Source organism: Robinsoniella sp. KNHs210, assembly GCF_000686105.1.
Lineage (GTDB): Bacteria > Bacillota > Clostridia > Lachnospirales > Lachnospiraceae > Robinsoniella > Robinsoniella peoriensis.
On sequence record NZ_JMLZ01000002.1, the window covers coordinates 5,241,724 to 5,258,975 of the forward strand.

General features: G+C 42.6%; 14 protein-coding genes. 10 read left to right on the forward strand and 4 right to left on the reverse strand.

Features of this window, described 5'->3' with window-relative positions:
* Nucleotides 1-5: 5 nt before the first annotated feature.
* Nucleotides 6-2,267: a glycoside hydrolase family 3 C-terminal domain-containing protein gene (locus CD03_RS0129350; RefSeq protein ID WP_027296662.1), complete on the forward strand. Its 2,262-nt coding sequence runs from the start codon at nucleotides 6-8 to the stop codon at nucleotides 2,265-2,267.
* 111 nt (nucleotides 2,268-2,378) lie between these two features.
* Here the strand turns inward: CD03_RS0129350 and hflC are convergent, their stop codons facing one another.
* From hflC to CD03_RS0129370, 4 genes are all read right to left on the reverse strand, one after another.
* Complete coding sequence (hflC, locus tag CD03_RS0129355; RefSeq protein ID WP_027296663.1) at nucleotides 2,379-3,248, reverse strand: protease modulator HflC; 870 nt, start codon at nucleotides 3,246-3,248, stop codon at nucleotides 2,379-2,381.
* Between the two features lie 14 nt (nucleotides 3,249-3,262).
* Entirely contained in the window at nucleotides 3,263-4,381 is a 1,119-nt protein-coding gene (gene hflK, locus CD03_RS35250; RefSeq protein WP_044289752.1) for an FtsH protease activity modulator HflK, read from the reverse strand.
* Between the two features lie 341 nt (nucleotides 4,382-4,722).
* Entirely contained in the window at nucleotides 4,723-5,676 is a 954-nt protein-coding gene (locus CD03_RS0129365) for a 4Fe-4S binding protein (protein ID WP_027296664.1), read from the reverse strand.
* Nucleotides 5,677-5,754: 78 nt separating this feature from the next.
* The gene (locus CD03_RS0129370) at nucleotides 5,755-7,380 is read right to left on the reverse strand and encodes an FAD-dependent oxidoreductase (protein WP_027296665.1); all 1,626 of its coding nucleotides are present in this window, start codon (nucleotides 7,378-7,380) and stop codon (nucleotides 5,755-5,757) included.
* A 125-nt stretch (nucleotides 7,381-7,505) separates the two neighbouring features.
* Here CD03_RS0129370 and CD03_RS0129375 point away from each other — a divergent pair, with 125 nt between their 5' ends.
* The 9 genes from CD03_RS0129375 to CD03_RS0129415 all read left to right on the forward strand — a co-directional run bounded on the left by CD03_RS0129375 (nucleotide 7,506) and on the right by CD03_RS0129415 (nucleotide 17,221).
* Nucleotides 7,506-8,429, forward strand: a complete 924-nt coding sequence (locus tag CD03_RS0129375) for a LysR family transcriptional regulator (protein ID WP_027296666.1) — start codon at nucleotides 7,506-7,508, stop codon at nucleotides 8,427-8,429.
* A 9-nt stretch (nucleotides 8,430-8,438) separates the two neighbouring features.
* Complete coding sequence (locus CD03_RS0129380; RefSeq protein WP_027296667.1) at nucleotides 8,439-10,046, forward strand: hypothetical protein; 1,608 nt, start codon at nucleotides 8,439-8,441, stop codon at nucleotides 10,044-10,046.
* A gap of 146 nt (nucleotides 10,047-10,192) precedes the next feature.
* The gene (locus tag CD03_RS0129385; RefSeq protein WP_027296668.1) at nucleotides 10,193-10,870 is read left to right on the forward strand and encodes a response regulator transcription factor; all 678 of its coding nucleotides are present in this window, start codon (nucleotides 10,193-10,195) and stop codon (nucleotides 10,868-10,870) included.
* The gene (locus CD03_RS0129390; protein WP_052378042.1) at nucleotides 10,830-12,872 is read left to right on the forward strand and encodes a sensor histidine kinase; all 2,043 of its coding nucleotides are present in this window, start codon (nucleotides 10,830-10,832) and stop codon (nucleotides 12,870-12,872) included. The genes CD03_RS0129385 and CD03_RS0129390 overlap by 41 nt, the downstream gene beginning before the upstream one ends.
* Nucleotides 12,873-12,990: 118 nt before the next feature.
* On the forward strand, nucleotides 12,991-13,698 hold the full coding sequence (locus CD03_RS0129395; RefSeq protein ID WP_027296670.1) for a lantibiotic protection ABC transporter ATP-binding protein: 708 nt from the start codon (nucleotides 12,991-12,993) through the stop codon (nucleotides 13,696-13,698).
* The gene (locus CD03_RS0129400) at nucleotides 13,698-14,453 is read left to right on the forward strand and encodes a lantibiotic immunity ABC transporter MutE/EpiE family permease subunit (RefSeq protein WP_027296671.1); all 756 of its coding nucleotides are present in this window, start codon (nucleotides 13,698-13,700) and stop codon (nucleotides 14,451-14,453) included. Before CD03_RS0129395 ends, CD03_RS0129400 begins: the two co-directional genes overlap by 1 nt.
* Complete coding sequence (locus CD03_RS0129405; protein ID WP_027296672.1) at nucleotides 14,453-15,205, forward strand: lantibiotic immunity ABC transporter MutG family permease subunit; 753 nt, start codon at nucleotides 14,453-14,455, stop codon at nucleotides 15,203-15,205. The genes CD03_RS0129400 and CD03_RS0129405 overlap by 1 nt, the downstream gene beginning before the upstream one ends.
* Before the next feature lie 10 nt (nucleotides 15,206-15,215).
* Nucleotides 15,216-15,878, forward strand: a complete 663-nt coding sequence (locus CD03_RS0129410) for a response regulator transcription factor (protein ID WP_027296673.1) — start codon at nucleotides 15,216-15,218, stop codon at nucleotides 15,876-15,878.
* Nucleotides 15,866-17,221 carry a HAMP domain-containing sensor histidine kinase gene (locus CD03_RS0129415; protein WP_027296674.1) on the forward strand — a complete coding sequence of 452 codons (1,356 nt, stop codon included), beginning with the start codon at nucleotides 15,866-15,868 and terminating at the stop codon, nucleotides 17,219-17,221. The genes CD03_RS0129410 and CD03_RS0129415 overlap by 13 nt, the downstream gene beginning before the upstream one ends.
* Nucleotides 17,222-17,252: the final 31 nt, after the last annotated feature.

Genomic DNA, 17,252 nt, shown 5'->3' on the forward strand with positions numbered 1-17,252 from the left:
TGATTATGAACGTAAAAGAATTAATAGGTCAGATGACAGTAGAAGAAAAAGCCGGGTTATGTTCCGGTCAGGATTTTTGGCATACAAAGACGGTAGAGCGTCTGGGAATCCCGGCAATTATGGTAAGCGACGGACCTCACGGACTGCGCAAACAGGATCAGGAAGCAGACCATCTTGGAATCAATGACAGCATCAAGGCAGTTTGTTTTCCTGCTGGCTGTGCATTGGCAGCTTCCTTTGACCGCCAGATGACAACCAGGCTGGGAGAAGCCCTGGGAGAAGAGTGTCAGGCAGAAAACGTTGCAGTAATTTTAGGACCGGCAGTGAACATCAAACGCTCCCCGCTGTGCGGAAGAAATTTTGAATACTACTCAGAAGATCCTTATCTGGCATCTGAAATTGCAGCAAGCCATATCAAAGGAGTCCAGAGCAAAAATGTAGGAACCAGCATCAAGCATTTTCTGGCTAATAACCAGGAACACCGAAGAATGTCTTCCAGCTCTGAGATGGATGAACGTACTGCGAGGGAAATCTATCTGGCTGCATTTGAAGGAGCAGTAAAGCAGTCTAAGCCGTGGACTGTGATGTGTTCTTATAACCGGATTAACGGTACATATGCATGCGAAAATAAAAAATACCTCACGGATATCCTGAGAGATGAATGGGGATTTGACGGCTTCGTAGTCAGTGACTGGGGCGCTGTAAATGACAGAGTTGACAGTCTGAAGGCTGGATTGGAACTGGAAATGCCATCTTCCTTTGGTATTAATGATAAAAAAATTGCAGAGGCAGTAAAAGCAGGTACACTTTCAGAAGAATGCCTGGATGAAGCGGTGGAGAGAGTTTTAAATATTGTATATAAATTTGTTGAGAACCGTAACGAAAACGCGGTATTCGATAAAGAAGCAGACCATAAGCTTTCAAAAGAAATAGCAGCAGAATGCATGGTTCTTTTAAAAAATGACCAGATTCTTCCATTGGATGAGAAGGAAAATACCGTATTTATCGGTGCATTTGCCAAAAAACCAAGATATCAGGGTGGAGGAAGTTCTCATATAAATTCATTTAAGGTGGAATCCGCGCTGGATGCAGTAGCAGGAATGGAGCATATAACATATTCACCGGGATTTATCACAGAAAAAGATGTGATAGATGAAGCGCTGATAAAGGAAGCGGTAGAAGCAGCGAAAAAAGCAGAGACAGCAGTTGTATTTGCCGGCTTGCCGGATTCCTTTGAATCCGAAGGATTTGACCGCAAGCACATGAGACTTCCGGACTGCCAGAATGAGCTGATCCGTCAGGTAGCAGCTGTGAATAAAAATACCGTGGTTGTACTTCATAATGGATCTCCGGTAGAAATGCCATGGATTCAGGATGTGAAAGCCGTATTAGAAGCTTACCTGGGCGGCCAGGCAGTAGGCGCTGCAACCGTGGATATTCTGTTCGGAAAAGCAAATCCCTGCGGAAGACTTGCGGAAACATTTCCCATTCGCTTAGAGGATAATCCTTCTTATCTGTACTATCTGGGAGAAGGCGACAAGGTAGAGTACAGAGAGGGTGTATTTGTAGGATACCGCTATTATGATAAGAAAAAGATGGATGTTCTCTTCCCATTCGGTCATGGACTGAGTTATACCAGCTTTGTATACCGTAATCTGGTGCTGGATAAGGAGAATATGAAGGATACCGAGACCCTCAGAGTTACGGTAGATGTAACAAATGCAGGAACAATCAAAGGCAAAGAAGTTGTTCAGTTGTATGTGGCTCCGTTAAATGGCAGTATCATCCGTCCGGTCCGGGAATTAAAAGGATTTGATAAAATTGAATTAAATCCGGGCGAAACGAAGACAGTCAGCTTTGAACTTGAAAAACGTGCATTTGCTTACTTTGATATGGAAGCAGGAGACTGGAAAGTAGAAAATGCAGACTATGAGATCCAGATTGGAAAATCATCCCGGGATATCGTTGCTGCAGCATCTGTTCATGTGGAAAGCACAAGTAAAAAAACCAGATCATATAATCGCAATACGACCTTTGGTGATTTAATGAAGGATGAAAAAGCGATGGAGATTGCAGGATATCTTCTGAAAGAAGTGGCAGTTTTAGGGGATGCAGCAGATGATGCACTGGGTGAAAGTACGACGGCCATGAATGAAGCGATGATGATGTATATGCCAATCCGCGGAGTAATTACTTTTGCACAGGGTAAAGTAAGTGAAGAAGAACTGGATGCATTGTTAGAGAAAATCAATCAGATCACCGAATAGATCCAATTTGAAAATCATACGTGAACAGAGACACAGGTTCTGATTCATGCATTGTTTAGAAAGCAAATAGCACAAGGCCATTCACATTTATGCTGTGAATGGCCCTGTTTTTTATTCGTAACCCTGAAAAATTTTGGCGATAGGGGAATCTTCCGAGAGAATCACGGTTTTGTTATCTCCGGTCATGGAAGCTTTTAAAGCATCCAGGCTTCTTACATATGAGTAAAAATCTGTTTTCCCTTCATCTGCATAAGCGGCTGACAGAATCTTCATATATTCAGCTTCGCCTTCTGCTATGAGGATTTCTGCCTGCTTTTCTGCTTCGGATATCTTAATGGCAATTTCTTTATCGGTTGTGTTTCTGATAACCTTAGCTTCTGATTTTCCTTCTGCTGTATAAGTGGCGGCTATGTTGTTTCGCTCTGAGATCATACGTTCAAATACAGCTTCCTTGTTATCATTGGGCAGATCCAGCTGCTTCGTTTCGAAAACCAGAAGTTCGATACCATACTGTTCCATATTATTACCGATATTTTTCATAACGTTTGTAGAAAGTACACCGTCACGGCTGGTAATTACCTCATCCTGGGTCATACTGCTGATTACATTTTTCGTTGCGTTATAAACGGCAGTGTTAATTCTGTTTTCCGCATTAGTCTGGGAAGAGTTTAAGGTTTGTGCAAATTTTAAAGGATCTACAATTTTCCATAAGACATAACTGTCGCTGATCATAGTTTTTTTATCTTTAGTGATTACATCAGACGGTACTAAATCAGAGAGCAGAGTTTCTTTTGGCAAAGTATCTGCAGTCTGGATAAAAGGAATCTTTAAATGGATTCCGGGGTCAGCAATTACACGGCTGACCTTACCGAACTGGCGTACCAGCTTATATTCATTTTGTCTGGAAATCACCACGGAAGAAGCCAGTGTAACCACAACAACTACCGCAGCAAAACAACCTATAACAACTTTTTTCTTCATAATTCTAGTCCTCCTTATTGTGCATCCGTTTGTGGCGTTTCCGGGTTTGTAGTTTCGGCAGTTGGATTTTCGGCGTTATTGGTCTTGTTTTCCTTTGGAGCATCGGTCTCTTGGGTATCGTCTTTTTCCGGTTTCTGCCCATTATCTGCTGATGTATCGTTTTCTGAAAATGGTGCTAAAGGCAGTACCTTCTGGATGCCGTTACCGCTGTCAATTACTATTTTCAATCCCGGAAGTACACTTTCCATTGTTTCGTAGAACATACGCTGTTTTGTTACAACAGGATTTTTCTGATATTCTTCATACATGGCTTTGAATCTGGATGTCTGTGCAGTTGCTTCGTTAATTCTGGTCTGTTTCTGGGCTTGTGCATCTTTGATAATCTGGTCTACTTTTGCATCAGCTTCCGGTGTTTTTTCATTCCGGTATTTGTTGGCATTATTGATTGCGGTTTCTTTTCCCTGCTTTGCAGTTTCCACAGCTTTAAACGCCTGCATCACTTCCTGGGTAGGGGGAGCGGAGTCCTGTATGGTAATATTCACCAGCTGGAGACCGAGGTTCTGTTCTTCAATTTTGGTTATGATCATTTCTTTGATCTTAGCCTGAATTTCGCTTTTCCCGGTAGTTAATACATCATCTACTTTATAGCTTCCGATCACAGTACGGATACAGCTTTGGGAGATACTTTTTAAGATATCCTCCGGACGCTGAGAAGCATATAAATACTGGACCGGTTCTGCAATACGGTATTCCACGAAAAAGTCTACATTAATAAAGTTATAATCAGAAGTTATCATAATGCCTTCGGTATCTACAGTCTGGTTATTTTCAATCGTATAGCCGATCGGAAAACCCTGAATTGTGGTATTTACTTTTTTTACCTGCTGAATTCCAGGAATTTTAAAATGAAGACCAGTCTCAGTGACAGCTTTGGGTTTTCCAAGGGTGGTAAGTACAGCCTGCTCCTGTTCCTGAATCTGATAAAAGGATCCGGATACAATGAAGACGGCTGCCACAGCCGCTGCGACGATAATAACTACTTTTTTTACACCTTTGGCTGTTTTCTTAACGTTTTTCTGGAAATTCTTTTTTGATTCATTAAATATGTTATTGTTCATGTTCGGGTTCCACATACAAATCCTCCTCGTAATTGTCCGGCAGATAAATAACTTCCATGGCAGAAATTTATGTGCCGTTCCCTCTAAGAGTATGCCTTATAAATGATCATTTTTAAGACAAACTCAAGTTACAAAAGAAAAAGGTATTAAAAAAAGACTTTTACCCCAGACTGACTGCTGGAATAAAAGTCTTGCTAATTACTTACATGACGCGGATATCGCTATCGTTCTGACGCCTTCATGTACCATCTGATTAATAATTACGATGGTAGCTACTCCCTTTTCTTTGTTAAAAGATTATCACAAATTGTCGAAAAAAGCAAGTACTTTTTTACAATTTCAGATTATTATGCCATTTAGCAGGTAGCGCCGCCTACCAGATGTAGTTTGACATCCAGAATTTCCTGTTTACGTTCTAACAGATCGTTTGCCAAAAGCTGTGATTCTGCATTTTCAAAGCCCAAACGTTCTATTGTTGTGGAGAAACGTTCACCTGTTTTTCCCTGTTCACGGAAAAGGAGGATTGCTTTTTCAATAACATCCAGTGCTTCTTCTTTGGAAGTAAATACTTTATTTAATGCTTTGCCTATAGCAATACGTTTTCCCCATCTGCCTCCGATATAGATTTTAAATCCTGGTACACCTTCTTCAATGGCATCAAAGCGGCATTTTCCGATACAGCGGCCACAGTTATTGCAGGCATCTTCATCAATTTCCAGGATGCCGTCAACTACTTTGGCAGCACCCACCGGACAGGCTGTTTCTACGGAACATTTTTTACATCCGTTGCAGCAGTCTTCTTCGAAGACAGGAGTCATCTGACCGATGATACCGATATCGTTCAGATCCGGTTTTACACAGTTATTGGGACATCCCCCAACGGCAATTTTAAATTTGTGCGGCAGTTTTACCGTATTGTAGCCCACATAGAAGCGCTCATGAATTTCTTCGGAGATTGCAAAGGCATCTAACAGGCCGTATTGACAGGTGGTTCCTTTACAGGCTACTACCGGACGTACTTTAGATCCGGTGCCGCCGGTTACTAAGCCGGATTTGGAAAGATAGGTACGAAAGTCTTCGATTTTATCAAAGGGAATGCCCTGTACTTCTATGGTAAGTCTGGTGGTCAGGGTTACTACCCCGTTTCCATATAGATTTGCGGCTTCCGAGATACACTGCATTTGCTGCGCTGAAATTTTACCGTTTATCGTAATGATTCTGCCGGAAAAATTATCCGTTCCTTTGTTGCTTAAAAATCCTAATGCTTTTACTCTTTTTTCTTCTTCTGGGCTGATTGTTAAAGTTGCCATTTCTTTCCTCCTGAGTTATGTAATTATATTTGTTTGTTCTGAGTTACTTCTTTATAGCTGCTGATATCCGGTTATCGCTTATCCTTCTATTTCATTAAATGCTGTTCCGCCTTCTAAGACTCTGGTATTGGTATATCCATAGTATTTCATGCGGTTCTGAAGCATATAGGCGCGTTTTCCTTTGTTGCAGACGAGCAACAGCTTGTCATCTGTATTTAATTCCGGTACAGGACCATCTACGGATGAAAGGTCTATATAGCGTGCGCCGTCAATCTGAGGGGTTATGGAAGCATCAATGAGCCGATATCCTTCTGCTTTGCCTTCCTGGTATTCAACCGGTGTGAAAGTTTCAAATTCTCCGCTCAGTTTATTTAGTAATATGTTGACAGTCGAAGAGAATGGATGGATAGCTGTGGAAAAAGGAGGCGCATAGGCAAGATCCATATTTTCAACATCCTCTAACGCTGCATGCAGGGAAATGGCGGCAGCTGCAATATCTACCATTTTATCAACTGCACCTTTTCCGGCAGCCTGTAATCCCAGCAGTTTATGCGTTTTTTTATCTGCAATCATTTTTACGATAAAAGCAGAGGCTCCGGGATAGTAGTGAGCTTTGTCGTCGACTACGGAAATAACACTGACGGCATCAAATCCGGCAGCAATGGCAGCAGCCTCACTCAATCCGGTTTTGCCTACATTTAATTCCGGTAGTTTGCAGACCCCTGTACCGAGAACGCCATTGTAGGAGATATTTTTCCCACCTATATTTTTTGCTGCAATACGGCCTTCAATATTTGCGGAAGACCCCATTGGTGACCAGGCAGGTTCTTTTGTTATGGCATTTATGACGCAGGCACAGTCACCAATGGCGTAAATATCCTGGTCATTGGTCTGTAAGTGCTCATTTACTTTTACGGTTCTGTTTGGCATTAGCTCGATACCTGTGTCAGCCAGAAATTCTGTGTTTGCACGGATACCGATAGAGAGAATAACGGCATCGGCTTTCATAGCACGCCTGGAAGTCTGAACCTTTTCCACTGTGTCTGTTCCGAGAATGGCTTCTAAACGTGTTCCGGTAAAGGACATTATGCCGTGATCAGCCAGGTGGTTTTCGATATATGCGGCAAATTCGGTATCGAATCCGGGTAAAATCTGATCCGCCATATCAATGACAGAAACGCGCACACCTTTAGATGCCAGATTTTCTGCAACCTCAAGGCCGATGAAACCTGCCCCTGCAATAACCGCACGTTTGATTCCGTATGTTTCCAGCGTTTCCCTTAAAGAAATTGCATCTTCGGGTGTTCTCATATAGAAGACATTTTTTAAATGAATACCATCGATTGGAGGTATAACGGGACTTGCCCCGGAAGCGACAATTAATTTGTCATAAGAATAAACAGTAGATTCTTTGGTCTTCAGGTTTAAAGCGGTTACTGTTTTTTCGGACCGGTCGATATGGGTTACTTCGGTTTCAGTGGATACCATGACACCGGTCTGTTTAGCAAAACTCTCCGGTGTATTCACGATTAGTTCTTCCTTATCCTCAATGATGCTTCCCACATAATAAGGAAGACCGCATCCGGCATAGGAGATCTCAGCGCTTTTTGTCAGAATCTGTACCTCATATCCCTGGTTTTCACGTTTCAATTTAGCAGCAGCTTTGGTGCCGGCAGCGACGCCTCCAATGATTAATACTTTCATATGTACAAAACCTCTTTTCCTGTTATATGTATTACTATAACACTTGTTTATTAATAATAAAAATGATATTATCTTATTATAAACATAGGTAAAACCTATAGATAAATTTGGAAGAAGGAATGGATATGACAATCAGGCATCTGAGGATTTTTGTGATGGTAGCAGATTGCGGGACAATGAGTCTGGCAGCGGAAAAAATGTTCCTGTCCCAGCCTACGGTGAGTCAGGCGATACGGGAATTAGAGGAACATTATGGGGGACTGTTGTTTGAACGGTTGTCAAAACATCTTTACATAACGGATCTGGGAGAAAAGCTTTTGGGGCATGCAAGGGATGTCCTTCGTCAGTTTGAATATCTGGAAGAGCAGATGCTGAGCAAAAAGCAGATGAAAATACTGCGAGTAGGAACCTCTATGACAGTAGGCACCTGCCTTTTACCGGACATGGTTCAGCGGTTTAAGCAGATGCAGGAGGACGTGGATATTTTCGCCTGTGTGAATAATACAAAAGTGATAGAACAAAAGCTTATGGATGCGGAACTGGATATAGCGGTGGTTGAAGGACAGGTTAAGAGTCCGGATCTGTTTATTAAACCGATGATTGAAGATGAACTGGTTTTGGTATGTGCAAAAAAACATCCTTTCGCTGGAATGAAAAGGCTCTATTTCTGTCAGCTGGAAGGTCAGAAGTTTGTGATGCGTGAAAAAGGAAGCGGAACAAGGGAGCTTTTTGAAAAAGACCTGGAAAAACACGGGGTTAGTGTAAATGTTGCCTGGGAAGTAGTGGGAACGGAGGCAATTAAGCATGCGATAATTAAGGATAATTGTCTGAGTGTGATCGCTTACAGACTTGTGGAAGAAGAAGTGCGTTCCGGTGAGATGTACATGTTCCGGGAAGATACAAACAGGTGGAAACGCAGTTTTGATTTGGTTTACCATAAGGATAAGTTTATCAATGTGGGGATAAATTCTTTTATTGAATGTCTGAAGTTTTTCGGGAGTAGAGAGGGGTTTGAAGGAATACAGATCGGAAAGCTGTCAGAGGGGTGAATACATAAAATGAGAAGAACAGGATTTCTTTTATTTTTTCTTATATCTGTTATAGTATTGGGATCAGGAGAACTGCCGGTTCAGGCTGCAAAGTGTCCCGGAATTCAAAATGAAATGGTGAACGCGGAAGAATACACTGTTTCCGGTAATGTAAAGAAATACAGAATGGTTTTATCACCATATATGGATCCGGTTATTACTTTAAATAATTCGGCTATGGAGCAGGTAAAGATTCCTGGAGAAATAGAGGTTTTGCTCTATGAGAAAAATGAAATGGATGGACAGGATTCTGCGCAGCCTGCTTTGCATGCAAGCTTACCGGTTGTGTGGTCCGAGGAAAGTTTTCAAAAAGGCCTGGCAGGGGGGCGGGATTTTATTCTGGAAGGTGACTTTGTATTAACGGATGACCAGAAGGCAGGCATTGAGAACTGGGAAGAGGTAAAGCCCCAGCTTGCGATCCGCATGACTACAGCTGCAAATGCCAGACGTCTGAAAGTGAAATGGAATCAGAAGAATCTGATTATTAGTTATGATAAACCATGGGGTGCAGGACAGCTTTGGCTTGAGTATTCCAATGACCTGGTAAACTGGACCTCCCGTAACGTTACGGATTCCATGAAGAATGATTATTATGATGTGGGATCATGCATGTTGTATGTGCCTCTGGATCAGGTCTATTATGTGCGGCTTAAAATTATGGATTTTGTCTATGAGGGATATACAGATATCTGGAAGGCGGAGTATGCTACGGGTATATGCAGCAAGTACCAGCCGTCAGAAAGTGTAAACCCACCGGATACCGATGAAACTACCGGTAATAATACCTCGAATGGAAGCGGTTCTGGTACGGAGACGGAAACAGATCCTAAGGAAACAGAACTGGCAGACGGAGGCAGCGGAGGCGACCGGGGCGGCGGGGGAACGAAAGAGCCGGACCGACGCCCCAATACCCCTTCGGGGGGCGGCAGTCTTTCTTCCGGATCAGGGAACAAGCAGAAACCGGATAAAGGAAATAACGGGTCTGGAGATAGAGGGCAAGAAGATAAAAATGAGAGCCAAGGCAAGGCAGATCAGGAAGTATGGAACGGGAGCCAAGGCAAGGCAGATCAGGAAGTATGGAACGGGAGCCAAGGCAAGGCGGATCAGGAAGTAGGGAACGGGAGCGAAAGCAAAGCAGATCAGGAAGATTTGAATGGAAATAGCGGCAAAACGGTTCAGGGAGTTACTGCTGATCCGGCTGCGCAGCCATTTAGTGGCAGGCAGAAGGGAACCGGCAGCATAGAAACGGATCTTACGCAGGGAGCAGTAAGCACCCCGGAAGATGGAGAAACATTGGAGGAAAAAAGTGAAGATACAGGCTTTCAGGGTGAGTCATCCACGGAACTATCCTCAGAAGCGAAAGAGAATGCTGCGGAATTTATAAAGAGCAATAATGAGGATTCTACTTTGGAGCAAACAGACGGAAAATCCCACCGGAAAGCAGGTGGAGCTGCGGCCTTTACCGAGCCCAAGCCGGTGAATGAAGCGGGAAAGTCCAATAAAAAAATAGTAGCAGCAGTTTTTTTCCTTTTGGCGGGGAGCGGTATGGTAATTAACCATAAAGTTACAAAACATTAAATTAGTGAGATAGAAAAGGAAATGATTCGTATATAAGATTAATAGAAATAATCCAGAGCATATCGTAATGTACATCGAAATTGAGCAATTGTAAAACACCACGCTCTATCTTGCTCTGGGTGTTAAAAAGGAGAATAGATAAATATATGTATCGAATTCTAATCGTTGAAGATGACCGTGCGCTGCGCACTGTAAATAAAATTTATTTTGAACAGGCAGGATTCCAGGTCTGCGAGGCAGAAAATGTGGAACAGGCATACAGTATGATGGAGAAGTCAGAAGCAGACTGTGTTGTTCTGGATATATCCCTTCCGGATGGGAATGGATTTGAAGTCTGCAGTAAGATGAAAGAGAAGAGAGACATACCGATTATATTTGTATCCAATCATCTGGAGGAAGAGAATCGGATTAATGGATTTTTGGCTGGAGGGGATGATTACCTTACAAAGCCATACAGTCTTAAGGAGTTAGAGCTTCGCATTTATGCCAGGCTGAAGCCCTATGGTACACAGGAGGCCGCGGATCGCATTTTACATTTTCCGCCCATTGAAATCTATGTTTCTACAAGAACGGTTTTATGCGGGGATAAAAAAATCACTTTTACTGCCGCGGAATTTAATATCATCTATTTTTTGGCAAGGCATCCGGACAAGGTGTTTTCAGCCGCAGAGATCTATGATAATGTCTGGAACCAGCCAAACCTTGGCGACGCACATACCGTCCAGGTTCATCTTGCACAGGCACGCAAGAAAATGAACAGTCTGAGGGAGGGACACAATTACATTGAAACGATTTGGGGAAGAGGATATAAGTTCAATTCATAATTATAAAAAGATCATTTCCGGGTTGTTAATGGTTTGTGCCATTGGAATCCTTATATTGGCGGTGTTTGGCATTTTGGATAAGCTGGATAATAAATATTCCCATTTTTCTGCACAGCCGGTAAAAGGAGTACTGACCATTGATGGGGATACTTTTGCGAATGGAAGTTATCTGTGCCCGATTGATGATTGGGAATTTTATAATGAAACGCTTTTTTATAGTGGTTCCGGGGAAAGGGTAAAACCCCGGTATATATTTATCGGACAATATTCCGACTATTCCATGCGTCAGAAAAATGAAAGTGCATTTGGGAGTGCTTCCTACCGTCTGAAGATTGTGAACCTGGGGGAACCGGTGATTTTAAGCATGGAGGTGCCGGAGCTTTTCAGCGCTTCCAGGATCTATATCAACGGAAAATCTGTGGCTGAGCTTGGTGACTTGGATAAGGATACTTACCGTGGTGTTGTTCAAAATCAGGTGGTGAGTTTTGAAGCCGGAAAAGAAACGGAGCTGGTGTTGGAAATCACCAATTACGAACATTATTACAGCGGCATGTTTTATCCGGTGATTCTTGGAACTACAGGAACCGTAACGGGGATTGTGTTTGCACGCCTGATTGTTTATGGAATTCTGTGTATTGCAGCATTAACTATGGCACTGTTTTCTCTGGTAGTCTGGAGAAATGGAAACAAGAAAATATATGTCCTCTATGGTGTATTATGTCTGGCTTATGGGATACATGTAAGTTATCCTTTTGTACGCTGGATCGGGGTTTTGAATGTGAATTTCCTGTATGCGCTGGAAGACAGCAGTGAGTATATCATGATCGCCTGTGCAGCAGCGATAAGTGCTTTGGTTGCAGGGGAGGACAAAAAACTTTATTTTAAGAAGGGTATGCTGCCCTTATGTATCGGAATGTGTCTTTTTTCCTTTTTTGTTCCATTATTAATATTAACAAAAGCGCCCAGTCTGAATGGAATTTACGGCAGTGTAATAGACGGATATCAGATTTTTATCAGCTGCTATATGCTGTTGATGGCATTTAAAGGGATTCTCTTGGGAAAACGGGGATTCTACCTGATGCTTGCCGGCAATGTGATATATGGAATCGGAATCCTCTGGGATGTATTTACCAGTAATCTGTTCGAACCGGTCCGGGGAGCCTGGCCGAAGGAATACGCGGGTTTCTGCCTGATCATTGTGTTTTCGGTTATGCTGCAGTTTTATATCCGTGAGATTCAGGAAGAGAACGAGAGGCTGACCAGGCATCTGGAGCAGGAGGTCAATGTGCGTACCCGGGAATTGACCGGGCTTCTTCATGAAAGAAAGAAACTGCTCTCTGAGGTTGCTCACGACCTGAAGGCACCGGTATCTTCCATTCAGACTTTTATCGAATTTATGAAAATCAGTAATGTACGAATTGACGACGAGACGAGAGCCTATCTGACAGCCATTGAACAAAAGTCGGAAGAGGTACAAAGCAGAGTTGCAAATCTGCAGGAGCTTTCTGTGGACGACAGAATTATATTTAAGAAAAAAAGGCAGCTTCTCAACGATTTTTTACAGCAACTCTATGAAAATCATCTTCCGGATGCACAGGCATATGGCATTTATTTTAATATCAGCCTTCCGGAACAGAAGATCTATATGGAACTGGATGAGAATTTATTGGCCAGGGCGTTTGGAAATATTATTTATAATGCGTTTGATTTCACCCCCTTTGAAGGTAAGATTCATATCCGGATGGATATAAAAAAAGAAATACGGATTACAATCAGTGACACTGGAAAAGGTGTTGCACCGGAGGATCTGCCACATATTTTCGAAGCAAATTATTCGAAGAGAGCTTCCGGGGAACCAAAAGGAAAGGGACTGGGACTTCATATCGCAAAGACAATTATTGATGGACATGGCGGTTGGATAGAAGCAGAATCCCATCTGGGAAATGGAACAACATTTACAATTTATTTTAATGTCAGACAAAGGGGTAAAAGTCATGAGTAATCATGGCTTTTTTTCTTTCCTTATAGATTTCTTATAATTGGGCTGTATGATACTGGTATCAATTAAAAGAGAGGAAACAGTATTGCAGGATTGCCTGTAATGAATAATAGGTGAGAAAATGAATGTTATTTTAGGAACAAGTAATTTATGTAAAAATTTCGGGGAACAGAAAGCGGTTAGCAATGTATGTTTAAAGATACCGGAAAATTCCGTATATGGGCTGTTGGGCGCCAATGGGGCAGGAAAGTCTACCATATTAAAAATGCTGACCGGTATGCTGCGGCCTACTTCAGGAGAGATCTTTTTTGAAGGACATCAGTGGCAGAGGAAGGATCTTGCCAGGATTGGGGCGCTTATTGAATCGGCACCTCTATATGAAAATCTGACGGCAAGAGAAAATCTGCTGGTCAGGACAACCGCTCTTCAGATTCCGGAAAAAAGAATTGAGGAAGTATTGCAGACGGTAGAATTAACGGGTACGGGTAAGAAAAAGGCAGGACAGTTTTCTATGGGGATGAAGCAGCGTCTGGGGATTGCCATTGCACTCTTAAATCATCCGAAGCTACTAATACTGGATGAACCTACTAACGGACTGGATCCTTTTGGAATCCAGGAATTAAGGGAACTGATCTGCTCGTTCCCGGGAAAGGGAATTACCGTTATCATTTCCAGTCATATACTCAGCGAAGTGAATCAGATGGCAGATTATGTGGGAATTATTTCAGGTGGAATTCTGGGATACCAGGGTAAATTCAATAAAGAAGATGACCTGGAAGCTTTATTTATGGAAGTGGCGGGAACATACCGCAGAGAGGGGGAAATCTAATGTACAATTGTATCATTTCAGAAAGAATAAAAATAAGACATACGTTTTTGAAAGTATTGTTTTTTGCGGCACCGCTAGTCACTTCCTTTATTTCCCTGTTCCTCGCCTCTAATTATGCACAGATTGATAATTTTAACTGGTGGTATGGAATGATTATGCCCGGTATGCTGACGATTGCCTGTACGCTAAGTGCCGGAATTGACAAGAAATTAAAAGACCAGGCAGTATTGGTTATGCCGGTTAAAATGAAACATATATGGTATGCGAAGACGGCTGTTATGGCAGAACGGTTTGCCATTTCCTGCCTGCTGATTCTAATTGTTTCATTTGTGGAGGGAATATTATTTAAAGATACCGGATACCCCCTTGTTTCCAATTTATCTATGCTGGCTGGAACGGCACTGATGATCATAACTTCTCTGTGGCAGATTCCACTGTGTATGTTTCTGGGGTATAAGATTGGTATATTCCCAACCTTTATTATAAATCTGGCGGCATATATTGTATTTAGTGCAACGGTTTCCTTAAGTAATTGGTGGATGGCAGTACCTTATACTTATACGGCAAGGCTGATGATACCTGCTATTGGAATTCTGCCCAACGGACTTATGGCTGAACCGGGAAGTTATACCTTTACACCGGAACTCCTTTCAAAGGGTGTTTTTTTGCCGGGAATTATATTATCTTTACTGCTGTTTGCCGTAATTACTTATCTTACAGGCAGATGGTATAAAAACAGGGAGGCGCAGAATTAATGAGAAGCTTATGGTATTTGTTAAAGGCAGATTTTATGAAGATGAGACATACGGCATTTTTTCCGGTGCATATTCTGGTACCATTGCTTGGGAATGTTCTCTTTCTGGTATATTTTGTGATTTCTCCCTGGGAGCCGGCAGGTAAAGTACAGGCATATTTAGAAGTAGTGGCAATTGCGTTTCCACTGATTGGAGCAGTAGTAACCGCTATGGCGGCAGAGCAGGAGGCAATGGCAGGGGGATTTAAAGAAATGCTGTCACAACAGTATCCAAGATGGAAAGTCTGGATCAGTAAATTTATTATGCTGTTTTTATCCGGTATGGCAGTAGCTGTTTTTACAATTGGAACCTTCTGGCTGGGATTTCGTTCTCTGCCGGGAACAGGTCAGGTTGATTTTTCTCTATTTGCATGGGCGGCGGTAATCATAATTTGCTGTCAGGTAATTATGTATACGATTCATCTTATGGTGGGGATACGTTTTGGGAAAGGCTCACTTATGGGGCTTGCAGTGGTAGAATGCCTTGTGACAGCGCTGATGCTTACCGGGCTTGGTGATGGAATATGGGGCTTTTTACCTTGTTCCTGGGGGGCTAGACTGTGTGATTATTTTTTGTTATACTACCCACAGGGGCAGATGGAAATGTTTCTGGACGCTGGAAAACCGGCAGGGATGTTCATTGCCACTATGGTTGTATTTCTGATATCACTGGTGTTTATTTCCCGTTTTGAAGGCAGAAAGAGTACATCTTAGAGGAGCAGGTATGGCAGAAATTTTAGCAGTGGATGACGAAAAAGGAATCCTTATGATTATTAAAAGTGCGCTGGAAAAATCCGGTCACCATGTCACGGCATATGACCGTGCGGATGAAGTATTGAAAATAAAAAAATATAATTTTGATTTGATATTACTGGATGTAATGATGCCGGGAACAGATGGTTTTACCCTGTGCCGGGAAATACGGGACAAAGTGGACTGTCCAATCTTGTTTCTGACGGCTAAGACCATGGAGTCCGACCTCATGACCGGGCTTAGCATCGGAGGCGATGATTACATTACGAAACCTTTTGGCATTGGAGAACTGAGGGCTAGGGTGGAAGCACATATTAGAAGGGATCACAGGCAGAAGAAAAATGCCTTTCATCTGTCGGGGCTGACATTCCAGCTGAAGGCAAAAGAAGTCTGGTTTCAGGAAAACCAGATTCTTTTCACGAAAAGTGAATATGAGATTTGTGAATACCTTGCGTTGAACCACGGACAGGTTTTTTCCAAAGAGCGGATATACGAAGCGGTCTTCGGTTACGATAAAGAGAGTGACATTGCGGTAATTGTGGAGCATATTAAGAATATCAGAGGCAAGCTGTCTAAATATGGCTGCTGTCCGATTGAAACGGTATGGGGTATGGGATATAAATGGAGAGATTAAAAAAGAAGACGACAATAACAAATATATTTACAAGATATGTGGTCTTTCTCGGGTTTGGAATACTGGCGGCGGCAGGAGTGGTGATACTGATTCTGCAGGCATTGGCATACAGCACAAGTGTGCTTCCGGCAAACTATTATGAACGCCAGATAGAGGCGTACAGGGATCAGATTGCAGAGAGTACAGATGTATCCGCTTTTATTCCCAGGGGATGCCTCTATGGCATATATGATGAAGATGGCATTTTCAGAAAGGGAAGTATAGAGGAAGACTTAAAGGATGAGGCTTATGACAACGCTGTAAAGGGAGCGAATACCATTCGGGATTATTTTATTAAAACGGTACCTGTCACGGGAGGAACCTGCGTTATCTTATATAAGATAGCCATGAGCTTTACCAATCCGGTGCTTCAAAAATATCTTCCAAACCCGCTGGTGTGTCTTGCAATTATATTTATACTGTTGACTTTGGGGATCATTATCTGGCTCTCCAGGCGGTTTGGAAAATTATTGTCCCGTGAGATTGCCGTACTGGAGCGGACCACGGAACAAATAAGGATGGAAGAACTTAATTTTGAGATGGAGAGTTCTGATATTAAAGAAATCAGCAATGTTCTGGATTCTTTTGCAAAACTGCGGAAAAATCTGAAAGATTCTTTGGAACAGCAGTGGAAACTGGAAGAGAGCAGAAGAGATCAGGTGGCGGCATTAAGCCATGACTTAAAAACACCGCTCACTGTTTTGCGGGGAAATGCAGAGCTTTTATCCGAGACAGACCTGGATGAGGAACAGCAGATGTATAGTGGTAATATACTGCATAGTGCAGCAGAGATGCAGGGTTATATCCGTATGCTGCTGGATATTAACAGTGCCCGCAGGGAGTTTGAAATTTTTCGAAAAGAGACCAATCCGCAGGTTTTGATGGAAGAAGTGGTATCTCAGGCAAAAATACTGGTTTTGGAGAAATCCATAGGGATAGAAGTGGACCTGAGGAATCTGCCGGAGCAAATGGCTTTGGATGAGTCTGCTTTTTGCAGGGCAGTCATGAATGCATTTGCCAATGCAGTGGAATACACACCGGATGGGGGAAAAATAAAGATCAGTGGATTTGAAGAAGACAATCATCTGGCAGTCTGCATTGAGGATTCAGGCAGAGGATTTACAGAGGAGGAGATCAAACGGGCTTTTGAACAATTTTACCAGGGTGATAAGAGCAGAAATTCAAAACTTCATTATGGGATGGGACTGTTTATTGCAAAAAGTGTTACCGAGGCACACGGGGGCCGGATTGAACTGGGTAATTCCAGGGGACTTGGGGGTGCAAGGGTGTTAATGGTGTTCTGATGAACGTAATTGCTGCATCCAGTTTTTTTGA

What these genes read in the sequence shown, in the direction of transcription:
- CD03_RS0129380 (WP_027296667.1), top strand. Translation starts at nt 8,439, where the DNA reads ATGAGAAGAACAGGATTTCTTTTATTTTTTCTTATATCTGTTATAGTA.
- CD03_RS0129405 (WP_027296672.1), top strand. Translation starts at nt 14,453, where the DNA reads ATGAGAAGCTTATGGTATTTGTTAAAGGCAGATTTTATGAAGATGAGA.
- CD03_RS0129350 (WP_027296662.1), top strand. Translation starts at nt 6, where the DNA reads ATGAACGTAAAAGAATTAATAGGTCAGATGACAGTAGAAGAAAAAGCC.
- hflC (WP_027296663.1), bottom strand. Translation starts at nt 3,248, where the DNA reads ATGAAGAAAAAAGTTGTTATAGGTTGTTTTGCTGCGGTAGTTGTTGTG.
- CD03_RS0129370 (WP_027296665.1), bottom strand. Translation starts at nt 7,380, where the DNA reads ATGAAAGTATTAATCATTGGAGGCGTCGCTGCCGGCACCAAAGCTGCT.
- CD03_RS0129365 (WP_027296664.1), bottom strand. Translation starts at nt 5,676, where the DNA reads ATGGCAACTTTAACAATCAGCCCAGAAGAAGAAAAAAGAGTAAAAGCA.
- CD03_RS0129385 (WP_027296668.1), top strand. Translation starts at nt 10,193, where the DNA reads ATGTATCGAATTCTAATCGTTGAAGATGACCGTGCGCTGCGCACTGTA.
- CD03_RS0129415 (WP_027296674.1), top strand. Translation starts at nt 15,866, where the DNA reads ATGGAGAGATTAAAAAAGAAGACGACAATAACAAATATATTTACAAGA.
- CD03_RS0129410 (WP_027296673.1), top strand. Translation starts at nt 15,216, where the DNA reads ATGGCAGAAATTTTAGCAGTGGATGACGAAAAAGGAATCCTTATGATT.
- CD03_RS0129375 (WP_027296666.1), top strand. Translation starts at nt 7,506, where the DNA reads ATGACAATCAGGCATCTGAGGATTTTTGTGATGGTAGCAGATTGCGGG.
- CD03_RS0129395 (WP_027296670.1), top strand. Translation starts at nt 12,991, where the DNA reads ATGAATGTTATTTTAGGAACAAGTAATTTATGTAAAAATTTCGGGGAA.
- CD03_RS0129400 (WP_027296671.1), top strand. Translation starts at nt 13,698, where the DNA reads ATGTACAATTGTATCATTTCAGAAAGAATAAAAATAAGACATACGTTT.
- hflK (WP_044289752.1), bottom strand. Translation starts at nt 4,381, where the DNA reads ATGTGGAACCCGAACATGAACAATAACATATTTAATGAATCAAAAAAG.